20 protein-coding genes are annotated in these 19200 nt (G+C 68.4%); 6 read left to right on the top strand and 14 right to left on the bottom strand.

Annotated elements, in window-relative coordinates; translation table 11 throughout:
• Window positions 1–27: 27 nt before the first annotated feature.
• The 5 genes from ACVK00_RS13820 to ACVK00_RS13800 all read right to left on the bottom strand — a co-directional run bounded on the left by ACVK00_RS13820 (window position 28) and on the right by ACVK00_RS13800 (window position 5002).
• Complete coding sequence (locus ACVK00_RS13820) at window positions 28–1242, bottom strand: class I SAM-dependent rRNA methyltransferase (RefSeq protein ID WP_284892940.1); 1215 nt, start codon at window positions 1240–1242, stop codon at window positions 28–30.
• Window positions 1243–1318: 76 nt separating this feature from the next.
• A complete protein-coding gene (gene xerC / locus ACVK00_RS13815; RefSeq protein WP_124499908.1) occupies window positions 1319–2239 on the bottom strand; it encodes a tyrosine recombinase XerC in 921 nt (306 codons plus the stop codon).
• A 13-nt stretch (window positions 2240–2252) separates the two neighbouring features.
• Window positions 2253–2978: a DUF484 family protein gene (locus tag ACVK00_RS13810; protein WP_228906181.1), complete on the bottom strand. Its 726-nt coding sequence runs from the start codon at window positions 2976–2978 to the stop codon at window positions 2253–2255.
• Window positions 2979–3015: 37 nt separating this feature from the next.
• Window positions 3016–3885: a diaminopimelate epimerase gene (dapF, locus tag ACVK00_RS13805; RefSeq protein ID WP_284892944.1), complete on the bottom strand. Its 870-nt coding sequence runs from the start codon at window positions 3883–3885 to the stop codon at window positions 3016–3018.
• A 232-nt stretch (window positions 3886–4117) separates the two neighbouring features.
• Window positions 4118–5002: a lipid A biosynthesis lauroyl acyltransferase gene (locus tag ACVK00_RS13800; RefSeq protein WP_284892946.1), complete on the bottom strand. Its 885-nt coding sequence runs from the start codon at window positions 5000–5002 to the stop codon at window positions 4118–4120.
• A gap of 265 nt (window positions 5003–5267) precedes the next feature.
• On the opposite strand from ACVK00_RS13800, the gene metK reads away from it, so the two are divergent.
• Window positions 5268–6455 (top strand): methionine adenosyltransferase, encoded by a 1188-nt coding sequence (metK, locus tag ACVK00_RS13795; protein ID WP_006753004.1) that lies wholly within the window; start codon window positions 5268–5270, stop codon window positions 6453–6455.
• Between the two features lie 110 nt (window positions 6456–6565).
• On the opposite strand, the gene ACVK00_RS13790 is transcribed toward metK, so the two are convergent.
• Window positions 6566–6919 (bottom strand): hypothetical protein, encoded by a 354-nt coding sequence (locus ACVK00_RS13790; RefSeq protein ID WP_284892950.1) that lies wholly within the window; start codon window positions 6917–6919, stop codon window positions 6566–6568.
• Window positions 6920–7272: 353 nt separating this feature from the next.
• Between ACVK00_RS13790 and ACVK00_RS13785 the strand changes: the two genes are divergently transcribed.
• The gene (locus ACVK00_RS13785; RefSeq protein WP_166725644.1) at window positions 7273–8046 is read left to right on the top strand and encodes a phytanoyl-CoA dioxygenase family protein; all 774 of its coding nucleotides are present in this window, start codon (window positions 7273–7275) and stop codon (window positions 8044–8046) included.
• A 194-nt stretch (window positions 8047–8240) separates the two neighbouring features.
• Here the strand turns inward: ACVK00_RS13785 and ACVK00_RS13780 are convergent, their stop codons facing one another.
• On the bottom strand, window positions 8241–8447 hold the full coding sequence (locus tag ACVK00_RS13780; protein ID WP_006753007.1) for a DUF3185 family protein: 207 nt from the start codon (window positions 8445–8447) through the stop codon (window positions 8241–8243).
• A 184-nt stretch (window positions 8448–8631) separates the two neighbouring features.
• On the opposite strand from ACVK00_RS13780, the gene mgrA reads away from it, so the two are divergent.
• A complete protein-coding gene (gene mgrA, locus ACVK00_RS13775; protein ID WP_284892952.1) occupies window positions 8632–9675 on the top strand; it encodes an L-glyceraldehyde 3-phosphate reductase in 1044 nt (347 codons plus the stop codon).
• Between the two features lie 117 nt (window positions 9676–9792).
• Here the strand turns inward: mgrA and ACVK00_RS13770 are convergent, their stop codons facing one another.
• The 3 genes from ACVK00_RS13770 to ACVK00_RS13760 all read right to left on the bottom strand — a co-directional run bounded on the left by ACVK00_RS13770 (window position 9793) and on the right by ACVK00_RS13760 (window position 11798).
• Window positions 9793–9978 (bottom strand): hypothetical protein, encoded by a 186-nt coding sequence (locus ACVK00_RS13770; protein ID WP_006753009.1) that lies wholly within the window; start codon window positions 9976–9978, stop codon window positions 9793–9795.
• Window positions 9979–10277: 299 nt separating this feature from the next.
• Window positions 10278–11159, bottom strand: coding sequence for a DMT family transporter (locus tag ACVK00_RS13765; protein WP_284892955.1), 882 nt, complete (start codon window positions 11157–11159; stop codon window positions 10278–10280).
• Between the two features lie 459 nt (window positions 11160–11618).
• Window positions 11619–11798 carry a hypothetical protein gene (locus ACVK00_RS13760; protein WP_284892957.1) on the bottom strand — a complete coding sequence of 60 codons (180 nt, stop codon included), beginning with the start codon at window positions 11796–11798 and terminating at the stop codon, window positions 11619–11621.
• A gap of 355 nt (window positions 11799–12153) precedes the next feature.
• Here ACVK00_RS13760 and ACVK00_RS13755 point away from each other — a divergent pair, with 355 nt between their 5' ends.
• Together ACVK00_RS13755 and ACVK00_RS13750 are read left to right on the top strand one after the other, a co-directional pair.
• Entirely contained in the window at window positions 12154–12366 is a 213-nt protein-coding gene (locus tag ACVK00_RS13755; RefSeq protein ID WP_014895745.1) for a hypothetical protein, read from the top strand.
• A gap of 58 nt (window positions 12367–12424) precedes the next feature.
• On the top strand, window positions 12425–13438 hold the full coding sequence (locus ACVK00_RS13750) for a serine/threonine protein kinase (RefSeq protein ID WP_284892960.1): 1014 nt from the start codon (window positions 12425–12427) through the stop codon (window positions 13436–13438).
• 72 nt (window positions 13439–13510) lie between these two features.
• On the opposite strand, the gene ACVK00_RS13745 is transcribed toward ACVK00_RS13750, so the two are convergent.
• Window positions 13511–14953 carry a coniferyl aldehyde dehydrogenase gene (locus ACVK00_RS13745; RefSeq protein ID WP_006753013.1) on the bottom strand — a complete coding sequence of 481 codons (1443 nt, stop codon included), beginning with the start codon at window positions 14951–14953 and terminating at the stop codon, window positions 13511–13513.
• Window positions 14954–14992: 39 nt separating this feature from the next.
• On the bottom strand, window positions 14993–15457 hold the full coding sequence (locus tag ACVK00_RS13740) for a hypothetical protein (RefSeq protein WP_284892963.1): 465 nt from the start codon (window positions 15455–15457) through the stop codon (window positions 14993–14995).
• A gap of 216 nt (window positions 15458–15673) precedes the next feature.
• On the opposite strand from ACVK00_RS13740, the gene ACVK00_RS13735 reads away from it, so the two are divergent.
• Entirely contained in the window at window positions 15674–17314 is a 1641-nt protein-coding gene (locus ACVK00_RS13735; RefSeq protein WP_284892964.1) for a GMC family oxidoreductase, read from the top strand.
• Between the two features lie 34 nt (window positions 17315–17348).
• Here the strand turns inward: ACVK00_RS13735 and ACVK00_RS13730 are convergent, their stop codons facing one another.
• Both ACVK00_RS13730 and fliJ read right to left on the bottom strand, forming a co-directional pair.
• Window positions 17349–18710: a flagellar hook-length control protein FliK gene (locus ACVK00_RS13730; RefSeq protein WP_284892966.1), complete on the bottom strand. Its 1362-nt coding sequence runs from the start codon at window positions 18708–18710 to the stop codon at window positions 17349–17351.
• A 31-nt stretch (window positions 18711–18741) separates the two neighbouring features.
• On the bottom strand, window positions 18742–19200 hold the full coding sequence (gene fliJ, locus ACVK00_RS13725; protein ID WP_006753016.1) for a flagellar export protein FliJ: 459 nt from the start codon (window positions 19198–19200) through the stop codon (window positions 18742–18744).

Genomic DNA, 19200 nt, shown 5'->3' with positions numbered 1-19200 from the left:
CCGGGATGTCCGCCAAGATCGGGGCGATCAGACGATTTGCAACAGCAGGCCCTTCAGATATTCGCCTTCCGGGAACGCGGCGAGCAGCGGGTGGTCGATGCCCGCGCCGAGCCGCTTCAGGATGCGCGCGTCGACTTTCGCGTCGGCCGCCGCGCCCGCGACGATCTTCTGGAACAGGTCCATGTCGATCGCGCCCGAGCACGAGTACGTGAACAGCAGGCCGCCCGGGCGCAGCAGCTTGAAGCCGCTCAGGTTGATGTCCTTGTAGGCGCGCGCCGCGCGATCGACGCTGTCGCGGGTCGGCGCGAACTTCGGCGGATCGAGCACGATCAGGTCGAAACGCTCGCCTTCGTCGACGAGGCGGCGCAGCGTCTTGAATGCATCGGCGTCGAGCCAGGTCGCGCGTTCGGCGTCGAAGCCGTTGGCCACGACGTTCTGCTGCGCGAGCGCGAGCGCATCGCCCGACGAGTCGATCGACACGACGCGTTTCGCGCCGCCCTTGAGCGCCGCGAGCGAGAAGCCGCCCGTGTAGCAGAAGCAGTTCAGCACGTCGCGGTCGGCCGCGTACTGCGCGACCAGCGCACGGTTGTCGCGCTGATCGACGTAGAAGCCCGTCTTGTGGCCGTTCGGCACGTCGACGTGATAGCGCACGCCGTTTTCGTTCGAGATCAGCGTCGCGGGCGGCGCATCGCCGGCCAGCACGCCGGTCGTCTGTTCGAGCCCTTCCTTGTCGCGGATCGACACGTCCGAGCGCTCGTACACGTTCGGGCAGCCGGTCGCGCCGGTGAGTGCCGCGACGATCGCCTCCTTCCATGCTTCGACGCCCGCGGCCATGAACTGGCAGACGAGCTGGCCGCGCGGCGCGGCGCCGGCTTCGGCCGTGTCCGCGACGTAGTAGTCGACGATCAGCCCCGGCAGCCCGTCGGCCTCGCCGAACACGAGCCGCACCGCGCCCGTGCCCGACACCATGGTCGTACGGTGCGCGACCGCGCGCTGCACGCGGCGCTTGAAGAAGGCGTGATCGATCGGCTCGTTCTCGTCGAAGCTCCACACGCGCACGCGGATCTGCGACTGCGGGCTGTACGCGCCGCGCGCGAGGAAGCGGCCGTCGTGCGCACGCACGATGACGGTCGCGCCGGGCGCAGGCTTGCCGTCGACGCGGTCGATCGCATTGGCGTAGATCCACGGATGGCGGCGCAGCAGCGATTTTTCCTTGGACGGCTTGAGGGTGACGGTTTGCATGATGAGATCGAAATGGGCCGTGCGCGAAGCCGGCCGTGGCCGGCCGCCGCGCGCGGCGGGTAATACGGGACGCGCGTCAGTCGCGCTTCTTCGCGCGCGGATGCGCGCTGTCGTAAATCTTCGCGAGGTGCTGGAAGTCGAGCGACGTGTAGACCTGCGTCGCGGCGACGCTCGCGTGGCCAAGCAGTTCCTGCACCGCGCGCAGGTCGCCGCTCGACTGCAGCACGTGCGTCGCGAACGAATGGCGCAGCACGTGCGGGTGGACGTTGGCGGGGATGCCCGCGGCGAGCGCCGCGCGCTTCACGCGGTCGCGCACGACGCCCGGCGCCATCCGGTTGCCGCGCACGGACACGAACAGCGGATGCGGGTCGTGCTTCACGAATTCGCCGCGCACCGCGAGCCACGCGTTCAGCGCATCGATCGCCTTGCGGCCGACCGGCACCTTGCGTTCCTTGTTGCCCTTGCCGCGCACGGTGACTTCGGCTTCGGCGAGATCGAGCCAGCCGGCCGAGCGGTAGCCGTCGGCCTGCGTGTACATGACGTCGAGCCCGACCAGTTCGGCGAGGCGCAGCCCCGATGAATAGAACAGCTCGAGGATCGCGTGATCGCGGATGCCTTCGGTCGTGCCGGCGAGCGGCGCGTCCATCAGCGCCGATGCGTCGTCGACCGACAGCGCTTTCGGCAGGGTTTTCGGGCGCTTCGGCGCGCGCACCGCGGCGACCGGGTTCGCGGGCATCTCGATGCGCTGCGCGAGCCAGCGGTAGAACGCGCGCCAGGCGGACAGCCGGTGCGAGATCGAGCGCGCGGACAGTCCGCCCGCATGTGCGCGCGCGACCGCGCCGCGCATGTCGGCGGCCGTCAGCGCGTCGAGCGGGCGACCGGCGGCGAGCTTCTTCAGTTCGTCGAGTTCGTGCGTGTACGCACGCAGCGTGTGTTCCGACAGCTGCCTGACGTGCTTCAGGTTCGACAGGTAGGCGGCGATCGGATCGTCGGTCATCGCGGGCGCGACATCAGTGCGGCAGCAGGCGCGTGAGCGCGGCGCTTGCAAGCGTCGCGATCTGCGCGAGGAAGTCGGTCGCCATTCCGTCGTGGAAGCGGCGCGGATCGGGCGAGCCGAGCACGAGCAGGCCGAACGCGGGCGCATCGGTGCCGGCGAGCGGCGCGCGCAGCGCGAGCAGCGCGACCGACGCGGCCGTGCCGTCGCCGGCCGGCGCGGCTTCGGCGCCTTCCGCCGCATTCACGGCCGGTGCCGCGAGCGCGGGCGCGAGCCACTGGGCGGCCTCGAAACCGGTGTTCGCGCCGCAGTACGGCGTCGACAGCCCGTTCGTGAACAGGCGCACTTCCTCGCCGACCTGGCGCGCGAAATCGGCCTGCGCGTAGGTGTCGGCGACGTCCCACACGCGCAGCGCGGTTTGCGGCACGTCGAACACGTCGGCGAGGCCTTCGGCGATCGTGCGCGGCAGCGCGTACGGGTCGCGTTCCGCGATCACGCGCGCGGTCCAGCGGCTGAACTTCGCGGACAGGCTGTCGTTCTCGTGGCCGTAGCGCACGAGCTCGGCGAGCCGGCGCTCGAGATGCTTGTTCTTGTCGCGCAGCATCTCCATCTGCCGCTCCTGCAGCGAGATCGCGGCCTTGCCGTGCGGGTTCGCGAGGCGGATCGTCGCGAGCAGTTCGGCGTGCTGCGCGAAGAATTCGGGATTGGCGAGCAGGTAGTCGGCGACTTCGCGATCGTTCATGTGGCTGGAGCGTTCAGTTATCAAGGACGTTGCAGGGTCAGGCGTTCAGGTCGATCTCGCCTTCGAACACGGTCGCGGCGGGCCCGGCCATCATCAGCGCGGCGGCTTCGTCGCGCGCGCCGTCCCAGCCGATCGTCAGCGTGCCGCCGTGCGTATGGACGGTCACGGGCGAATCGAGCAGGCCGCGCCGGATGCCGGCCGCGACCGCCGCGCACGCACCGGTGCCGCACGCGAGCGTCTCGCCCGCGCCGCGTTCGTACACGCGCAGCTTCACTTCGTGGCGCGACACGATCTGCATGAAGCCGGCGTTCACGCGCTGCGGGAAGCGTGCATGGCGTTCGATCAGCGGGCCATCTTCCAGCACGGGATACGCTTCGACGTCGTCGACGACCTGCACCGCATGCGGATTGCCCATCGACACCGCCGAAATCCAGCGCGTCGCGCCGCCGACGTCCAGCGGCCACAGTGTGTCGCGGCCTTCGGCGCGGCCGTCGAGGCCCGACGTATCAAACGGCACCTGCGCCGGCGCGAACACGGGCGCCCCCATGTCGACGACGACTTCGCCGTTGTCCTGCAGCGTCAGCGTGATCAGGCCCTTCATGACCTGCACGCGCACGCTGCGCTTGTCGGTCAGGCCGCGGTCGCTGACGAACTTCACGAAGCAGCGTGCGCCGTTGCCGCAGTGTTCGACCTCGCCGCCGTCGCAATTGAAGATCCGGTACTTGAAATCCGCGCCGTCGACGGTCGGCTTTTCGACGAGCAGCAACTGGTCGGCGCCGATGCCGAAGTGCCGGTTGGCGAGCGCACGCACTTGCGCTTCGGTGAGCGGCGGCAACGCACGCGAATAGCCGTCGAGCACGACGAAGTCGTTGCCCGCGCCGTGCATCTTGGTGAACGAGAGTTTCACTGGGTCCGGAATTCCATGACGAACAAGGCGGCCAGCACGACGCGAACGGCCGGCGGCCGTGCCGGGCGGCGTCGTTCGTCGTGCTGATCTCAGCCGCAAATGATACATGCAGCAGACAGGGGCGTCCTGCACGGCCATGCCGGCATCGCGCCGGAAATGGCGCTGCGTCTCGAAGCGGGGCTTGGCGCAGGCGCGCGCATGACGGCGCGCCCGCGGGTGTCGCCCGGCAGGGTCAGTACAGGCTCGGCTCGCCGGGCGGGCGCGTCTTGAAGCGCTTGTGAACCCAGTAGTACTGCTCGGGCATCAGCGGGATCTGTTCCTCGAGGAATTCGTTCATCCGCCGCGCGTCGAGATCGTCGTCGCCGGTCGGGTAGTCGGCCCACGGCTTGAAGACCTTCAGCCGGTAGCCCTTGTAGTTCGGCAGCACCTCGCCGATAAAGGGCAGAACCTGCGCGTGGCCGGTCTTCGCGAACCGGCCGACGGCCGTCAGCGTGCAGGCGGGTACGCCGAAGAAGGGCACGAACGTCGAGTTGCGCAGCCCGTAGTCCATGTCGGCGCCCAGCATCACCGGCTTGCGGTCGCGCAGCCAGCGCAGCACGGTACGCGCGCTGTCGGCCCGGCTCGCCAGTTCCGCGCCGAAGCGGCTGCGGCCGGCTTTGGCCGCGGCTTCGATTTCCGGGTTCTTCATCGGCGTGTAGAGCGAGCCGCACGTGCGGCCGAGTGCGAGATTGATCGCCATCGAGCCGGCCTCGATGCCGACGAAATGGAAGCCGAGCAGGAGGGTCGGCGGCATGTCCGGATCGCTGAGGTCGACCTCGCTCTCGACCGTGAACAGCTTGCGGTAGGCCTCTTCCGACGCGAACCACTGATAGCTGCGCTCGACGTAGCTGCGGATCGCATGGCGGAAATGCTGGCCGGCCACTTCCTCGCGTCGTTCGTCGCTCCAGTCGGGGAAGCAGAGTTTCAGATTGGTATGTACGATGCGCTTTCGCCGGTTGGGAATCTGGTACAGCAGCCAGCCGAGGCCATCGCCGAACCGTGCGGTCAAACCGTACGGCAGCAGGGCGAGCAGCTTCAGAAAGCCGATGGCGAGATGCGTGCCGAGGCGGCCTAGCATGCGGAATCTCCGTGGGGCCGGCTGGCCGGCACGTTGCGAACAGGGGGGGGGGACAGCGGGCGATGCAGCACGGGCGACGCTCTGTGACAATTCACGAAAGTCGCTATAATACGGGCTTCGCCGAGTTAACTGACAACTTGCGGGGCGAAGCCGGCTGGCGCGAAGCGCGCTGCCCGGTCCTGGTAATCCGCTAAAGCGTCGCCGCTTCAGGCCCAACGAAGCTGGCTACGTGAAACCAACCGTAACCACACAGGAGCCTGAAAAAGTGGCAAACGATTATCTCTTCACGTCCGAATCCGTCTCTGAAGGCCATCCGGACAAGGTCGCGGACCAAATCTCGGACGCGATTCTCGACGCCATCCTCGAGCAGGACAAATATTCCCGTGTTGCGGCCGAAACGCTGTGCAACACGGGTCTCGTCGTCCTGGCTGGTGAAATCACCACGACGGCGAACATCGATTACATCCAGATCGCGCGCGACACGATCAAGCGCATCGGCTACGACAACACCGACTACGGCATCGACTACAAGGGTTGCGCGGTGCTCGTCGCGTACGACAAGCAGTCGCCCGACATCGCGCAAGGCGTCGATCGCGCACATGACGACAACCTCGATCAAGGCGCGGGCGACCAGGGCCTGATGTTCGGTTACGCATGCGACGAAACGCCGGAACTGATGCCGCTGCCGATCTACCTGTCGCACCGCCTCGTCGAGCGCCAGGCCAGCCTGCGCCGCGACGGCCGCCTGCCGTGGCTGCGTCCGGACGCGAAGTCGCAGGTGACGGTTCGCTACGTCGACGGCCGCCCGGATTCGATCGACACCGTCGTGCTGTCGACGCAGCACGCACCGGACATCGAACTGCCGGCGCTGCGCGAAGCCGTGATCGAGGAAATCATCAAGCCGACGCTGCCGGCCGACCTGATCAAGGGCGACATCAAGTTCCTGGTGAACCCGACCGGCCGGTTCGTGATCGGCGGCCCGCAGGGCGACTGCGGCCTGACGGGCCGCAAGATCATCGTCGACACGTACGGCGGTGCCGCACCGCACGGCGGCGGCGCGTTCTCGGGCAAGGATCCGTCGAAGGTCGACCGTTCGGCAGCGTATGCCGGCCGCTACGTCGCGAAGAACATCGTCGCGGCAGGCCTCGCATCGCGCGCGCTGATCCAGGTGTCGTACGCGATCGGCGTCGCCGAGCCGACCTCGGTGATGGTCAACACGTTCGGCACGGGCCGCGTGTCGGATGCCGTGATCACGAAGCTCGTGCGCGAGCATTTCGACCTGCGTCCGAAGGGCATCATCAAGATGCTCGACCTGCTGCGCCCGATCTACGAGAAGACGGCAGCTTACGGCCACTTCGGTCGCGAAGAACCGGAATTCTCGTGGGAAGCAACCGACAAGGCACTCGTGCTGGCCGAAGCGGCCGGCGTGGAGCCGACGGCACGCGTCGCGTAAGCGTCGTCCCGCCTGAAACAAAAAACCCCGGCATGCCGGGGTTTTTTTATGCGTGTCGAGCGCCGGCGAAATGACGGCGATCGTGGCGGGCACGGCCCGCCGGCGCGGTTTCAGCGTGCGCTGAACCCAAACCACCCGTTGCTGGCCGCGAGGCGGCGCGGGCGGTTGATGCGGCGCTGCGGGCCGAGCGTGCGGCGCAGCGCGAGCGCGCGCAGCGACGACGGCTTCTGCAGCAGCGAACGCAGGCCGGCGCGGCGTGCGAACGCCTGCGCGCTCATCATCGAGAAGAATGCGTGGAACCACGCACGGATGCCGTCCAGCCGGCTGTGCGCGTGCGCGTGCGCGTGCGTGTGCTCGGCGAGCGCCTGCGTGCGGGCGCGGTGATGGCGCAGCGAGCGGGCGGGAGCGGACGGCACGACGCGCTTCGCAACGCGGTTGAGACGGGAAGTCAGACGGAATGGCATGTGAACGATGCTTCGCTTGTATGGATGGCGCCCTTGAAGAGCGCACTGGTATGAACGGCCTCGGATGACGCAACGGATCTTACCGAAAGTCGTTGCGCGCCGCGCCCGCCAGAATTGACAGGCCGCGACAGGCTACAAGGGTTTCATGACGCGCAAAAGTCGCGATAAACCCTTGTGCCGCAAGCGAGTCGCCGCATACCGCCTGTCGCTGAGGCTCGCGCCGCGCCGTACAGTTCCCTTGATCCCGATCAAATCGGCGATTGGCATGCCCCTGCGCACGACAATGGTGCTGTTCGCGGTATCCGGTGCCGATTTACAATCGTTACATTCACACAATAAACGTCTGGCATCCCATGTCGTCTTCATTGCAGTCGGAATCGATCCGCGCGCAAGTCGCGGAATTGCGCGAACGTGGTTTCGTCGTCGCGCGCGGCCTCGTCAGCGAAGCGCAGTGCGCGGCGCTCAAGCGCATCGCGGAGCGCCAGTTGCAGGAAGCGGCGGAGCCGATCGAGTTCGAGGCGGATTTGCGCTACCCGGGCGCGCCGGACTCGAAGCATGCGCCGGGCGGGCATACGGTGCGGCGGCTGCTGGACGCCTATGGGCGCGATCCGGCGTTCGCCGAGCGCGCGATCGCGCCCGAAATCGGCGCGTGGATGCGCGAGTACTTCGGCGAGCAGCCGGTGCTGTCGCGCACCCATCACAACTGCATGATGACGAAGCACCCCGCGTACGGGAGCCTGACGGGCTGGCATCGCGACTTCCGCTACTGGTCGTTCGAACGCGCGGACATGGTGTCGGTGTGGCTCGCGCTCGGGCCGGAAACGAATGAAAACGGCGCGCTCTGGCTGGTGCCGGGGTCGCACACGGCCGAATTCGGGCCGGAAGCGTTCGACGATGCGAAGTTCTTCCGCGGCGACCTGCCGGAGAACCGCAAGATGATCGATGCGGCAACCTGCCCGCCGCTCCAGACGGGCGACGTCGTGTTCTTCCACTGCAACACGCTGCATTCCGCGGGGCAGAACCGCTCCGACCAGGTGAAGTTCTCGCTGGTCTACACGTATCACGGGGTGAGCAACCGGCCGGTGCCGGGCACGCGTTCGGCGACGAAGCCGGAAGTGCAGTTCTAGCAGCGGTCCGGACGGCGATGCCGCCGTGCCGGTTGCCCGACGCCGGTCGCCCGATGCCGGTCGCCCGCTGCCGGTCGCCCGATGCGGCGCTGCGGCCGCGCGGGCGGATGAAGAACGGGCGGCCTGGGCCGCCCGTTGCGTTTTGAGCAGCCCGCCGCGCGCCGCGAGTCGTCGCGAGCCGCGCGGCTGCGCGATCAGCGCTTGTTGCCCGGCATCGCGAGGCCGATCAGGCCGATCAGCGAGGCGACGGCGCCGCCTGCGATCAGCAGGATCGTCTTCGTGGCGGGCGAGCCGGTGAAGAAGCGCGACATGTTGTCGTTGATCGAATGGAACGACTGGCCGCCGAAATACAGCAGCACGACGCCGCCGACGAGCAGTGCAACCGAGATGACCCGGGACATACCAACCTCGCTGTAACGGTGATTCGAGACGCCGCAGTGTAGGCGACGTGCGCGGTCGCGTCCATTGCCGTGCATGCTCGCGCCGCGTTCGCTACCATAGCCGTCGTGTGTTTCCTTCGCCGCCGGCGCGCGATGCTCGCGTGCGGCGCGCGCCCCTTCCCCGACGTCCTGACGGAACCGACCCATGGCCTACGAAGCAGCTTCCGAACGTTATGCCGACATGCAATACCGCACCTGCGGCAAATCCGGGCTCAAACTGCCCGCCCTGTCGCTCGGCCTGTGGCACAACTTCGGCGACTCGACGCCGATCGACACGCAGCGCGACATCCTGCGCACCGCGTTCGACCTCGGCATCAATCACTTCGACCTGGCGAACAACTACGGGCCGCCGTACGGCAGCGCCGAAACCAATTTCGGCCGGCTGCTGAAGGAAGATTTCCGGCCGTACCGCGACGAGCTGCTGATCTCGACGAAGGCCGGCTGGGACATGTGGCCGGGGCCGTACGGCAGCGGCGGCGGGTCGCGCAAGTACGTGCTCGCGAGCCTCGACCAGAGCCTGCAGCGGATGGGCCTCGACTACGTCGACATCTTCTATTCGCATCGCTTCGACGCGCACACGCCGCTCGAGGAAACGGCGGGCGCGCTCGCGTCGGCCGTGCGGCAGGGCAAGGCGCTGTACATCGGCATCTCGTCGTACTCGGCCGCGAAGACGCGCGAGATGGCCGAACTGCTCGCGCAATACCAGGTGCCGCTGCTGATCCACCAGCCTTCGTACAACATGCTGAACCGCTGGATCGAGCAGGATCTGCTCGGTACGCTCGACGAGATCGGCACGGGCAGCATCGCGTTCACGCCGCTCGCGCAGGGGCTGCTGACGTCGAAATACCTGAACGGCGTGCCGGCCGATGCGCGGGTGAACAAGCCGGGTGGCGGTTCGTTGAAACAGGATCACCTGAGCGCGGACAACCTCGAGCACGTGCGCAAGCTCAACGGCATCGCGGAGCGGCGCGGCCAAAGCCTCGCGCAAATGGCGCTCGCGTGGGTGTTGCGCAATGGCCGCGTGACGTCGGCGCTGATCGGCGCGAGCCGCGCGGAGCAGGTGCGTGAAAACGTGGGCGCGCTGAAGAACCTCGAGTTCTCGGCCGACGAACTCGCGGAGATCGATCGCCATGCGACCGAAGGCGGCATCAATCTGTGGGAAAAGCCGTCAACCGATCAGGCGATCTGATAGGTAGCAAGGACAGTCGATACGGGATGCGAATGATCGCATGCCGTATCGCGGCGCACGCAAGCAAGCCGTCACGTCGCTGCGGTGCAGCGATGTGACCGGTGCGCGAACGGGTCGCTAGAGCAGCGCGGGGAGGCCTTCGACGAGCAATACCGCAACGCCGACGCCAAGCATGACGCCGAGCACGCGCAGCAGGTTGTGGCGGAATTCGGTCGCGCATGGCACCGCGCCGAGAAATAGCGCGCCGGCCAGCGCCATCGGAATCAACAGGATGAAGTCGCCGATCGTGAAATAGGTCGTCATGCGTGTCTCCATAGTCGGCCGGCGCAGGCGCACACGCCTGTACCCGCCCATGCCGGGCATTTTCTAGTGTGTGCCGACCCGATTGCGAGTGGGGCCGGCAGTTCGAGTATAGGCAACCTCGCGGCGTTTTTCGCTATCCGAACCATTAAAAGTATGCGGAAAACCCCGGGAATTCTGTATTTTCCCCGGGAATCAGACGAATGCCTTGCGCCAGTCTTTCCGGCTCCTTTCCGTTTGCGCACAAACGTCGTACGGGTTCGATACGAGCCGCCGCACCCGCGGGTACGGCGGCTGTCCGCTTACGCGCGATCGGGTTGCGCGCGAGCGGCTGGTGTGCGGAACACGAGCACGAGCCCCGCGACGATCGCCCCCATGCCGGCGAGCGCGAGCGGCGCCGGTCGGTTGCCGAGCCAGACCGCGTCCATCAGCGTGGTGACGACGGGCACGAGATAGAACAGGCTCGTCACGTTGACGAGATCGCCGCGCTGCATCAACCGGTAGAACAGCAACTGCGCGATCACCGAGATCACGATGCCGAGCCATAGCAGCGGCACGACGAACGCCCAGCTCGCATCGAGCGAGACGGGGCGGAACGGCAGGATCGCCACGCACAGCGCGAGGCCGATTGCGTTCTGCAGCGGCAGCACGTCGCCAGGCGCCGCGCGCACGCGCTTTTGCAGCAGCGAGCCGATGGTCAGCGCGGCGAGCGCCGTGAGCGCGCATGCGACGCCCATGATCGGCAGGCCGGCGCCGCCCACGCCGCGGCCCACGACGAGCGCGAGGCCGGCCAGCGACAGCGCGAGCCCCGCGACGCGCATCGGTTGCCAGCGCCGCTCGACCATCGCGAGCGTGACGATCGGCTGCACGCCGAGGATCGTCGCGAGCACGCCCGGTGCGATCCCCTGATCGAGCGCGAGCAGGTAGAAGATCGAATAGCCGCCCATCATCAGCAGGCCGGTCAGCGCGGCCATGCGCCGCTCGCCGCGCGGCGGCAGCCAGCGACCGCGCATGACGGCCAGGACGAGCAGCACGAGTGACGCGAGCGCGAAACGTGCGGTGAGAAAGACGAACGCGGATGCGTGACGCAGACCGAGTTCAGCGAAGATCGCGCCGCTGCTCCACAGCAGCACGAAGAGCGACGTCACGCCATGCGCGGCGAGCGCGCGTTTGAACGAAACCATGTGAATCCACCTGTCGAACGGATCGATACGTTCCATGTCGCGCGCGCGGCAACGCGCCGCGCGTGACGACGCACGAACGGCCGCAAACGGGCGAATGGAAAACGAAAAAGCGAAAGCCGGCTGGTCAGCCGACGCGTGCCGCCGGCGGGGGCGGCGCGGCGCCGACGAGCGGCGGTGCGACAGGAGGAGGAAGGACCGACGGATGCGTGCACGCCTGCGGCCGCGAGTCGAACTGCGGCCGGGATTTTGCGAGAGCGGACGTGAACGGATGCATCGTGTCGAAATGCGCTTGAACGCGAATGAGCTTCAACGGTACCGCAAGGCGGCCATCCGGCGCAACTGTCTGCGCAAAGACTCGGTTGCGTGCGGGAGCGTCATGTGATGCCGCCGCGTTCGCGCAGGCGCGGCCATGCCGACCGCGAGCACGCCGGCGAGCGCACGCAGCACGAGCATCTGACGTCAGTGCGGCGTGAAGGCGGCGACGAGCGTGAGCAGTGACGACAGCAGCAGCGACATCGTCATCAACCGGTGGCGGCTCGCACCTTTCGACACGAAGCCCGCGAACAGTACCGCGACGCTCGCGCGCGAGTAGTTGCGCGAGCCGCGTTCGAGATAGGGCAGGTAGGCGTCGCGGTGCATGGCCGCGGGCGTGGTTCCGTGGGTGCCGAGATATCCCGACGGCCGTGGCAAAGGCCAGACGATACGCGCGTCGCGCAATTCGCGTGCGCATCGCATGCCCGGCGGGATTCGGCGGACAGTCACATTCGACAGGGTATGATGGGGGTACCGCCCGTGCAAGCGCACGCGCGACGCAGTGGTTGATTGGAGACATTCGACGAATTCGCGGCACTTCACCCGCTTCTTCTTCTTTTCGCGCTTCGATAAACCGTGAACAATGGGATCACGCGCAACACCCCGCTGAGGGCGGCGCGGATCGTGCGTTTGCCGGCTCGCCAGCGGGCCGGGTTTCAAGATTCAAGAGTGGGGAACCATCATGCATGTCGGGTCGATTGTCTGCACTACCCATATCGCTGTGCCGAAGGGCGCGCGCGGCATCGTTCAGCGCGTTCTGGGCGACATGGCCATGGTGACCTGGTACGCGGGCGTGCCGGGCGAGTCGAAAGAACTCAACACCGAGCCGTTCTTTCTCGAGGACCTGATCGACACCGGCGAATCCGTGCTGCCGGCCGGCGCCGCGGTTCACTGAGCACGCGCGTCGCATCGGACGCTCGTGTTTCGGCGCGGCTGACGGCACAATGCGGGGCATGAAAGACGCCACTTCCGCTCCCGCCGGCCCGCCGTTCGCCGGCCTCACGCCCGAGTGCGTGCTCGACGCGCTCGACAGCGTGCTGATGCCGGCCGGGCTGCGCACCGACGGGCGCCTGCTCGCCCTCAACAGCTACGAGAACCGCGTCTACCAGGTCGGCATCGAAGACGGCCCGCCCGTCGTCGCGAAGTTCTACCGGCCCGAGCGATGGTCGGACGACGCGATCCTGGAAGAACACGCGTTTGTCGCCGAACTTGCCGCGCGCGAGATTCCGGTGGTGCCCGCGAGCGGCTTCGACGGCCGCACGCTTCACGCGTTCGACGGCTTCCGCTTCTCGATCTTCGAGCGGCGCGGCGGACGCGCGCCCGATCTCGACCGCAGCGACACGCTCGAATGGCTCGGCCGCTTCATCGGCCGCATTCACGCGGTCGGCGCGATGCAGCCTTACGTCGCGCGTCCGGTGCTCGACATTCGCACCTTCGGCTACGAGCCGCGCGACTACCTGCTCGCGCACGATTTCATTCCCGACGATGTACGACCTGCGTACGAGACGGCGGTCACGCTCGCGCTGGAAGGCGTCGAGGCCGCGTTCGAGCGTGCGGGCGAAATCCGCCTGCTGCGCACGCACGGCGATTGCCATCCGAGCAACGTGCTGTGGACCGATGCGGGGCCGCATTTCGTCGACTTCGACGACAGCCGGATGGCACCGGCGGTCCAGGACCTGTGGCTGCTGCTGCCGGGCGATCGCGAAGGCGCGTCGCGCGCGCTCGCGGACCTGCTTGCCGGTTATGAGGACTTCTGCGAATTCGAGCCGCGCGAGCTGCATCTGGTCGAAGCGCTGCGCACGCTGCGGCTGATCCACTACGCAGCCTGGCTTGCGCGCCGCTGGGACGATCCGGCGTTTCCGGCCGCGTTCCCGTGGTTCAACACGCATCGCTACTGGGAGGCACGCGTACTCGAGCTGCGCGAGCAGATCGGCGCGATGCAGGAAGGGCCGCTCTGGCCCGTGTGACGGCACGCGCGGCAGCGTCGCCGCGCGGCATGTTCAAAGCGGGCCGCCACCATTGCGCGCGGCCCGCATCGCTCAGAACTTCAGCATCATCCTGATCACCGCGGCGAAGCGCCTGCCGTAAGGCGGCGCGATCAGCCCGCGGGTATTCAGGCGCGCCTGCGTGAGCACGGGCTTCATCTTCGAGAACGTCACGAAGCCGTCGTAGCCGTGATACGCACCCATCCCGCTCGCGCCGACGCCGCCGAACGGCAAGCTGCCGCACGCGATGTGCATCAGCGCGTCATTGACCGTCACGCCGCCCGAGATCGTTTCGCGCATCACGCGGTCGACCGTGCCGCCATCCTCGTCGAACAGGTACAGCGCGAGCGGGCGGGGGCGCGCATTCACGTACGCGATCGCCTCGTCGAGCCGCTCGTACGGCACGAGCGGCAGCAATGGCCCGAAGATTTCCTCCTGCATCAGCTGCGACGCGGCCGGCACGTGCGTGACCGCGCACGGCACGAAGCGGCGCGATGCGGGATCGGACTGCGCGTCCGACAGCGGATGCAGTTGCGCGCCGGCCGCCTGCGCGTCGGTCGCAAGCTGCTGCAGCCGGGCGTAGTGGCGCGGCGACACGATCGTCGTGTAGTCGCCGTTGGTCGACAGGTCCGGATACAGCTTGGCGAAGCGCGCCCGCGCGCGTTCGATGAACGCGGCTTCCATCCCGCGCGGCAGCAGCACGTAGTCGGGCGCGATGCAGGTCTGGCCCGCGTTCAGCGTCTTGCCGCCGATGATCGCGTCGACCGCGGCATCGAAGCGCGCATTCGGGCCGATGATCGCCGGCGACTTGCCGCCGAGTTCGAGCGTGACGGGCGTGAGATTGTCGGCCGCGGCGCGCATCACGTGGCGGCCGACATGCGTCGAGCCGGTGAACAGCAGGTGATCGAACGGCAGCGCGCTGAACGCGGCGCCGATCTCGGCATCGCCGTTCACGACCGCGACGTGGTCGCGCGAGAAGGTCTTCGCGATCAGTTGCTCGAACAACGCCGACGTGCGCGGTGTCAGTTCGGACATCTTGATGATCGCGCGGTTGCCTGCCGCGAGCGCGCAGATCAGCGGCCCGGCCGCGAGCAGGATCGGATAGTTCCACGGCACGACGATGCCGACCACGCCGAGCGGTTGCGGCAGCACCTTCGCGCGCGCCGGCCGCAGCCACTTGTTCATCGGCTTGCTGATCGGCTTCATCCAGCGCTTGCCGTGCTTGAGCGCGTCGTCGATCTCTTCCTTCGCCATCCAGATTTCCGACAGCAGCACTTCCTGCTTCGCGCGGTGGCCGAAGTCGGCGCTGATCGCGTCGGCGAGTGCATCCGCGTGATCGAGCAGCATGGTGCGCAGCGCGCGCAGGTGCTGCGCGCGGGTGTCCCACTCCGGATAGGGCGCGCGCAGGTAGGCCGCGCGCTGGTCGCGCAGCAGCGCCGTCAGCGCATCGACCGATGGCAGCGCTTGCGGGGCCAGTTCGGGTAGGTCGTTCTTCATGTCGTCTCCTCCAGTTGGGCGTGGCACGTCGGCCAGCAGTCAGGCCGCACGTGAGCGCTCGGCGAGCGTGGCGGGGCGGATCAGGGTGGCGCGCGTCGCGCGGCGCGGGGCCGGATGCGATGCGCGGGTGAAAACAGGGTGCGGCGTGCGGCGAGCGTCGCATCCGCGCGACGGTGTTCGCGTCCGAAAACGGGGTTGCACGGTGCGCGCGTGCGGCCGGATGCGATTTCCGGCTGCTGCGCGATGGCGCGCGGCGGGCGCTTGCGCGCGCACCGAAGCGCGGCTGCGCGAGGCGCGCGACGACCGTCGCACCGACAGGTCATGCCGCTGATTCGACGAGCCGTCCAAACGGTCGGCGACACGTGGCGTCGTTCGATTTCGACCGGCCGCGCGCACGGTGCCGGTCACCACCGTCCGGGCGTCCGTTTGAAATGAAATGCGGGCCGCGCGCGGTGCGTCCGGATCCCCCGGTCGGCACGCGGCCTGCAGAACGTCGCGCTGCATCGTCGTCTCCCCAGTTTCGCGACAGCGCGGCTTCTGGCGGCCGGTGCATCGCGTCGCATCCATCGATACATCTTAAATTTAGTTCACGCGGGCGTTTAGAGGAATCGCTCTTGAATCGGCGTGCCGCGTGCGCGACGGCCATTCCTACAATGCCCGAACATTACAAGCGGGAGCCGGCCGCGCCGCGCGCCGTTCATGACACGAAGGAGACGTGACATGCAATACGACTACATCATCGTTGGCGGCGGGTCGGGCGGCTCGAGCCTCGCCAGCCGCCTCGCCGATGCATGCCCCGACGCGACGATCGCGCTGATCGAGGCCGGCTCGCACACGGAGCGCAACCTGCTCGTCAACATGCCGGTAGGGATCGCGGCGCTCGTGCCGTTCAAGCTCGGCACGAACTACGGTTACGAGACGGTGCCACAGCCGGGCCTCGGCGGCCGTCGCGGCTATCAGCCGCGCGGGCGCGGGATGGGCGGCTCGAGCGCGATCAACGCGATGATCTATACGCGCGGCCACCCGGGCGACTACGACGAGTGGGCCCAGCTCGGCGCAACGGGCTGGGGCTGGCAGGACGTGCTGCCGTATTTCCGCCGCGCGGAAGGCAACGAGCGCGGCGCCGATGCATGGCACGGCGCGGACGGCCCGTTGACGGTTTCAGATCTGCGCTTTCGCAATCCGTTCTCCGAACGATTCATCCAGGCCGCGCACGCGGCCGGCTATCCGCTGAACAACGATTTCAACGGCGCGACGCAGGAAGGCGTCGGCTTCTATCAGGTCACGCATCGCGACGGCTCGCGCTGCAGCGTCGCGCGTGCGTATATCTATGGCCGCAACCGGCCGAACCTGCATGTGATCACCGATGCGACGGTGCTGCGCGTGGGCTTCGACGGCAAGCGCGCGGTCGGCGTCGTGGTGTCGCGCGACGGACGCGTCGAGACGCTTGGCGCGCGGGCGGAGGTGATTCTGTCGGCCGGCGCGTTCAATTCGCCGCAGCTGCTGATGTGCTCGGGGATCGGTCCGGCGGAGCAGCTCCGCCGGCACGGCATCGCGGTCGTGCAGGACGCGCCGGACGTCGGCGCCAACCTGATCGACCATATCGACTTCATCATCAACACGCGCGTGAATTCGTCGGAGCTGGTCGGCATCTGCCTGCGCGGCATCGCGAAGATGACGCCGGCGCTCGCGCGCTATTTCTCGAGCCGCACGGGGATGATGACGAGCAACGTCGCGGAGGCCGGCGGCTTCATCAAGAGCGATCCGTCGCTCGACCGACCGGACCTGCAGCTGCATTTCTGCACGGCGCTCGTCGACGACCACAACCGCAAGATGCACTGGGGCTTCGGCTATTCGCTGCACGTGTGCGCGCTGCGCCCGTTCAGCCGTGGCACGGTCGCCCTCGCGAGCGGCGATGCGCGTGATGCGCCGCTGATCGATCCGCGCTTCTTCAGCGATACGCGCGATCTCGACCTGCTCGTGCGCGGTGCGCAGGCGATGCGCCGGATCCTGTCGCAAACGCCGCTCGCGTCGCAGGGCGGGCGCGAGCTGTACACGCGGGCGGACCAGAGCGAAGCCGAGCTGCGCGCGACGATCGTCGCGCACGCCGACACGATCTATCACCCGGTCGGCACCTGCCGGATGGGTTCGGATGCGCGCGCGGTCGTGGATCCGCAACTGCGCGTGCGCGGTGTCGACGGGCTGCGGGTGGTGGACGCGTCGGTGATGCCGACGCTGATCGGCGGGAACACGAATGCGCCGTCGGTGATGATCGGCGAACGCGCGGCGGACTTCATCGTCGCGACGCGCAAGGGCGGGGTGCCGCGCGGCGAGGCGACCGCGGCGGTGCACGGCCGCTGAGCGGCCATGCACCGTCACGCGAGCGGCGCGATGCTCAGGCGAACGTATCGACGAGGCCCGCGCGGCTCACGGTCGCGCCGGCCGCTGCGGATTGCGCAGCGTCGACCGGTGCGTCGCCGGCTGACGATCCGGCGCGTGCGCGCGGCGACGGCCGGCCGCCGGCGAAGCTCTGTTGCGGGTTCTGCTGCTGCGACGCGAAGCCGCCGTCGCTGACGGTCGCGCTGCCCAGGCCGAGCCCGCCCGCTTCCATCGCTTCGCGCAGCTTCGGCAGCGCGGCTTCCACCGCGTCGCGCACCTGCGCGTGCTGCGAGACGAACAGCGCATGCGCGTGATTGTCCGCGACACGCAGCACGACCTGCAGCGGGCCGAGGTCCGGCGGGTTCAGCGTCAGCTCGGCGCTCTGCTGATGCGCATTCGACAGGAACACGACCTTCTGGCTCAGCGCGTCGGTCCAGTCGGCGGTGCCGACATGCGGGGCCAGCACATGGGCGTTGGCCGCGGCGACCGAGCTGGCGGCGGGCGATGCCTGGAGGTTCGCCTGGGCGGCTGCCGCAGCCGTTGCGGCGGCAGCGACCGATGCGTCGGCGGCCGGGCTGGCGGCTTCCTCGGTGGCTGCGAGCGCATGCGCGGCCGGCTGGCCGGTGGCGCCCGCCTGCAGCGCCTGGGCGGTGGCTTGCGTGGGCGTCGGCTGCGTCGCGAGCGCGCCTTTCGCGTCGGCGAGCGTGCGGTCGAAGGTGGGGACTTTCGGCGTCAGCGGTGCGGCGGCGGCCGATGCGGACGTCGTCGATGCCGGCGCTGTCGTTGCCGCGGCCGTGCCCGTCGCGGGCATCGCGATCGCACCCGCGCCGCCGGTCAGCTTCGCCAGCGCGGCCTGCAGCGCGTCGCGACCCGACGCCGGCAACGCCGGCTCGGCGGCCGCATCCTTGCCGGCATGATTCGTCAGCGCGGCCGTGGCGTCGGGCTGCCCGGACACGGCCGTCGTTTGCGCGGCCGTGGCGGCGGTCTCGGCATTGGCACCGGCCGGCGCCGCGTCGTTCACGCGCGCCTGCAGTTGCGCCTGAACGGCGGCGGCCGCGGCGAGCGCGGCGGCGTCGGCGTTGGGCGTCGCATTCGCGTCGTCGGTCGACTTGTCGTCGACGCGGTCGGCGGGCTTCGCGCCGGCGGCTGGCGTCGACGATGCCTGTTGCGTCGCGGCATCCGGCTTGCCGGCGTTCGCCGTGTCGTGCCGTGTGACGACGCTTTGCTTCAGCGTCTGCGCGAACGGCACGGCGGCCTGGCTGGTTGCGGCATCGTTGCCGGCGGACGTCGCGGAGGCGGACGAACCCGCGCCGCGGACGGCCTTGATGGCGGTGCCGGCGGTGTCGAGCAGCGCGCCGAGCAGGGGCAGGGGAGGCATGGCGATTCTCTCGTTCGAAAGCGTTGAGCGGTTACGCCGAGCGGGCCGCATCGGCCCGCATGCGCAGAATCTTCGCGGCGTGTTCGTCGGCGTCGCGCTGTTCGCGCTTCGCGGCACGCTGCGTTTCCTGCGCGACGCCGCGCGCCTGCAGGGTTTCGTATGAACCGACGGTGCGTTTCTTCTGTTGCCAGTTCGGGCGCGCCTCGTCGATGCGGAGCTCGGCCGCGGCCAGCACGTTGCGCTGCTGCGCGATCGCCGCGTCGAGCGTATCGATGAACGCCTGGAAGTTGCGCCAGTTGCCGGCCGGCATCCCATGCTGCGCGGACTGCGAAAAGCGCGCGTGGTATTCGTCGCGATAGCGCAGCAGCGCATCGAGCTGTTCGGCGGCCGCGGTGCGGTCGCGCTGCGCGGTGCCGAGCTGCTTCGTGGCCGTGTCGAGATCTTCCTGCGCGCGGTCGAGCAGCAGTTGAAGGGGAAAGCCGTGTGCCAT

Source organism: Burkholderia sp. PvR073, assembly GCF_054055695.1.
The sequence above is the reverse complement of the archived record's forward strand: the minus strand, read 5'-3'. Positions and strand labels throughout refer to the sequence as shown.

Bases quoted from the DNA above. Each gene is read 5' to 3' on its own strand.
- ACVK00_RS13780 (WP_006753007.1), bottom strand. From the start codon at position 8,447: ATGTCCCGGGTCATCTCGGTTGCACTGCTCGTCGGCGGCGTCGTGCTG.
- ACVK00_RS13800 (WP_284892946.1), bottom strand. From the start codon at position 5,002: ATGCTAGGCCGCCTCGGCACGCATCTCGCCATCGGCTTTCTGAAGCTG.
- ACVK00_RS13765 (WP_284892955.1), bottom strand. From the start codon at position 11,159: ATGGTTTCGTTCAAACGCGCGCTCGCCGCGCATGGCGTGACGTCGCTC.
- xerC (WP_124499908.1), bottom strand. From the start codon at position 2,239: ATGACCGACGATCCGATCGCCGCCTACCTGTCGAACCTGAAGCACGTC.
- ACVK00_RS13770 (WP_006753009.1), bottom strand. From the start codon at position 9,978: ATGACGACCTATTTCACGATCGGCGACTTCATCCTGTTGATTCCGATG.
- ACVK00_RS13820 (WP_284892940.1), bottom strand. From the start codon at position 1,242: ATGCAAACCGTCACCCTCAAGCCGTCCAAGGAAAAATCGCTGCTGCGC.
- ACVK00_RS13810 (WP_228906181.1), bottom strand. From the start codon at position 2,978: ATGAACGATCGCGAAGTCGCCGACTACCTGCTCGCCAATCCCGAATTC.
- ACVK00_RS13740 (WP_284892963.1), bottom strand. From the start codon at position 15,457: ATGCAGCGCGACGTTCTGCAGGCCGCGTGCCGACCGGGGGATCCGGAC.
- ACVK00_RS13750 (WP_284892960.1), top strand. From the start codon at position 12,425: ATGAAAGACGCCACTTCCGCTCCCGCCGGCCCGCCGTTCGCCGGCCTC.
- ACVK00_RS13755 (WP_014895745.1), top strand. From the start codon at position 12,154: ATGCATGTCGGGTCGATTGTCTGCACTACCCATATCGCTGTGCCGAAG.
- ACVK00_RS13745 (WP_006753013.1), bottom strand. From the start codon at position 14,953: ATGAAGAACGACCTACCCGAACTGGCCCCGCAAGCGCTGCCATCGGTC.
- ACVK00_RS13735 (WP_284892964.1), top strand. From the start codon at position 15,674: ATGCAATACGACTACATCATCGTTGGCGGCGGGTCGGGCGGCTCGAGC.
- ACVK00_RS13760 (WP_284892957.1), bottom strand. From the start codon at position 11,798: ATGCACCGCGACGCCTACCTGCCCTATCTCGAACGCGGCTCGCGCAAC.
- ACVK00_RS13785 (WP_166725644.1), top strand. From the start codon at position 7,273: ATGTCGTCTTCATTGCAGTCGGAATCGATCCGCGCGCAAGTCGCGGAA.
- ACVK00_RS13790 (WP_284892950.1), bottom strand. From the start codon at position 6,919: ATGCCATTCCGTCTGACTTCCCGTCTCAACCGCGTTGCGAAGCGCGTC.
- fliJ (WP_006753016.1), bottom strand. From the start codon at position 19,200: ATGGCACACGGCTTTCCCCTTCAACTGCTGCTCGACCGCGCGCAGGAA.
- ACVK00_RS13730 (WP_284892966.1), bottom strand. From the start codon at position 18,710: ATGCCTCCCCTGCCCCTGCTCGGCGCGCTGCTCGACACCGCCGGCACC.
- mgrA (WP_284892952.1), top strand. From the start codon at position 8,632: ATGGCCTACGAAGCAGCTTCCGAACGTTATGCCGACATGCAATACCGC.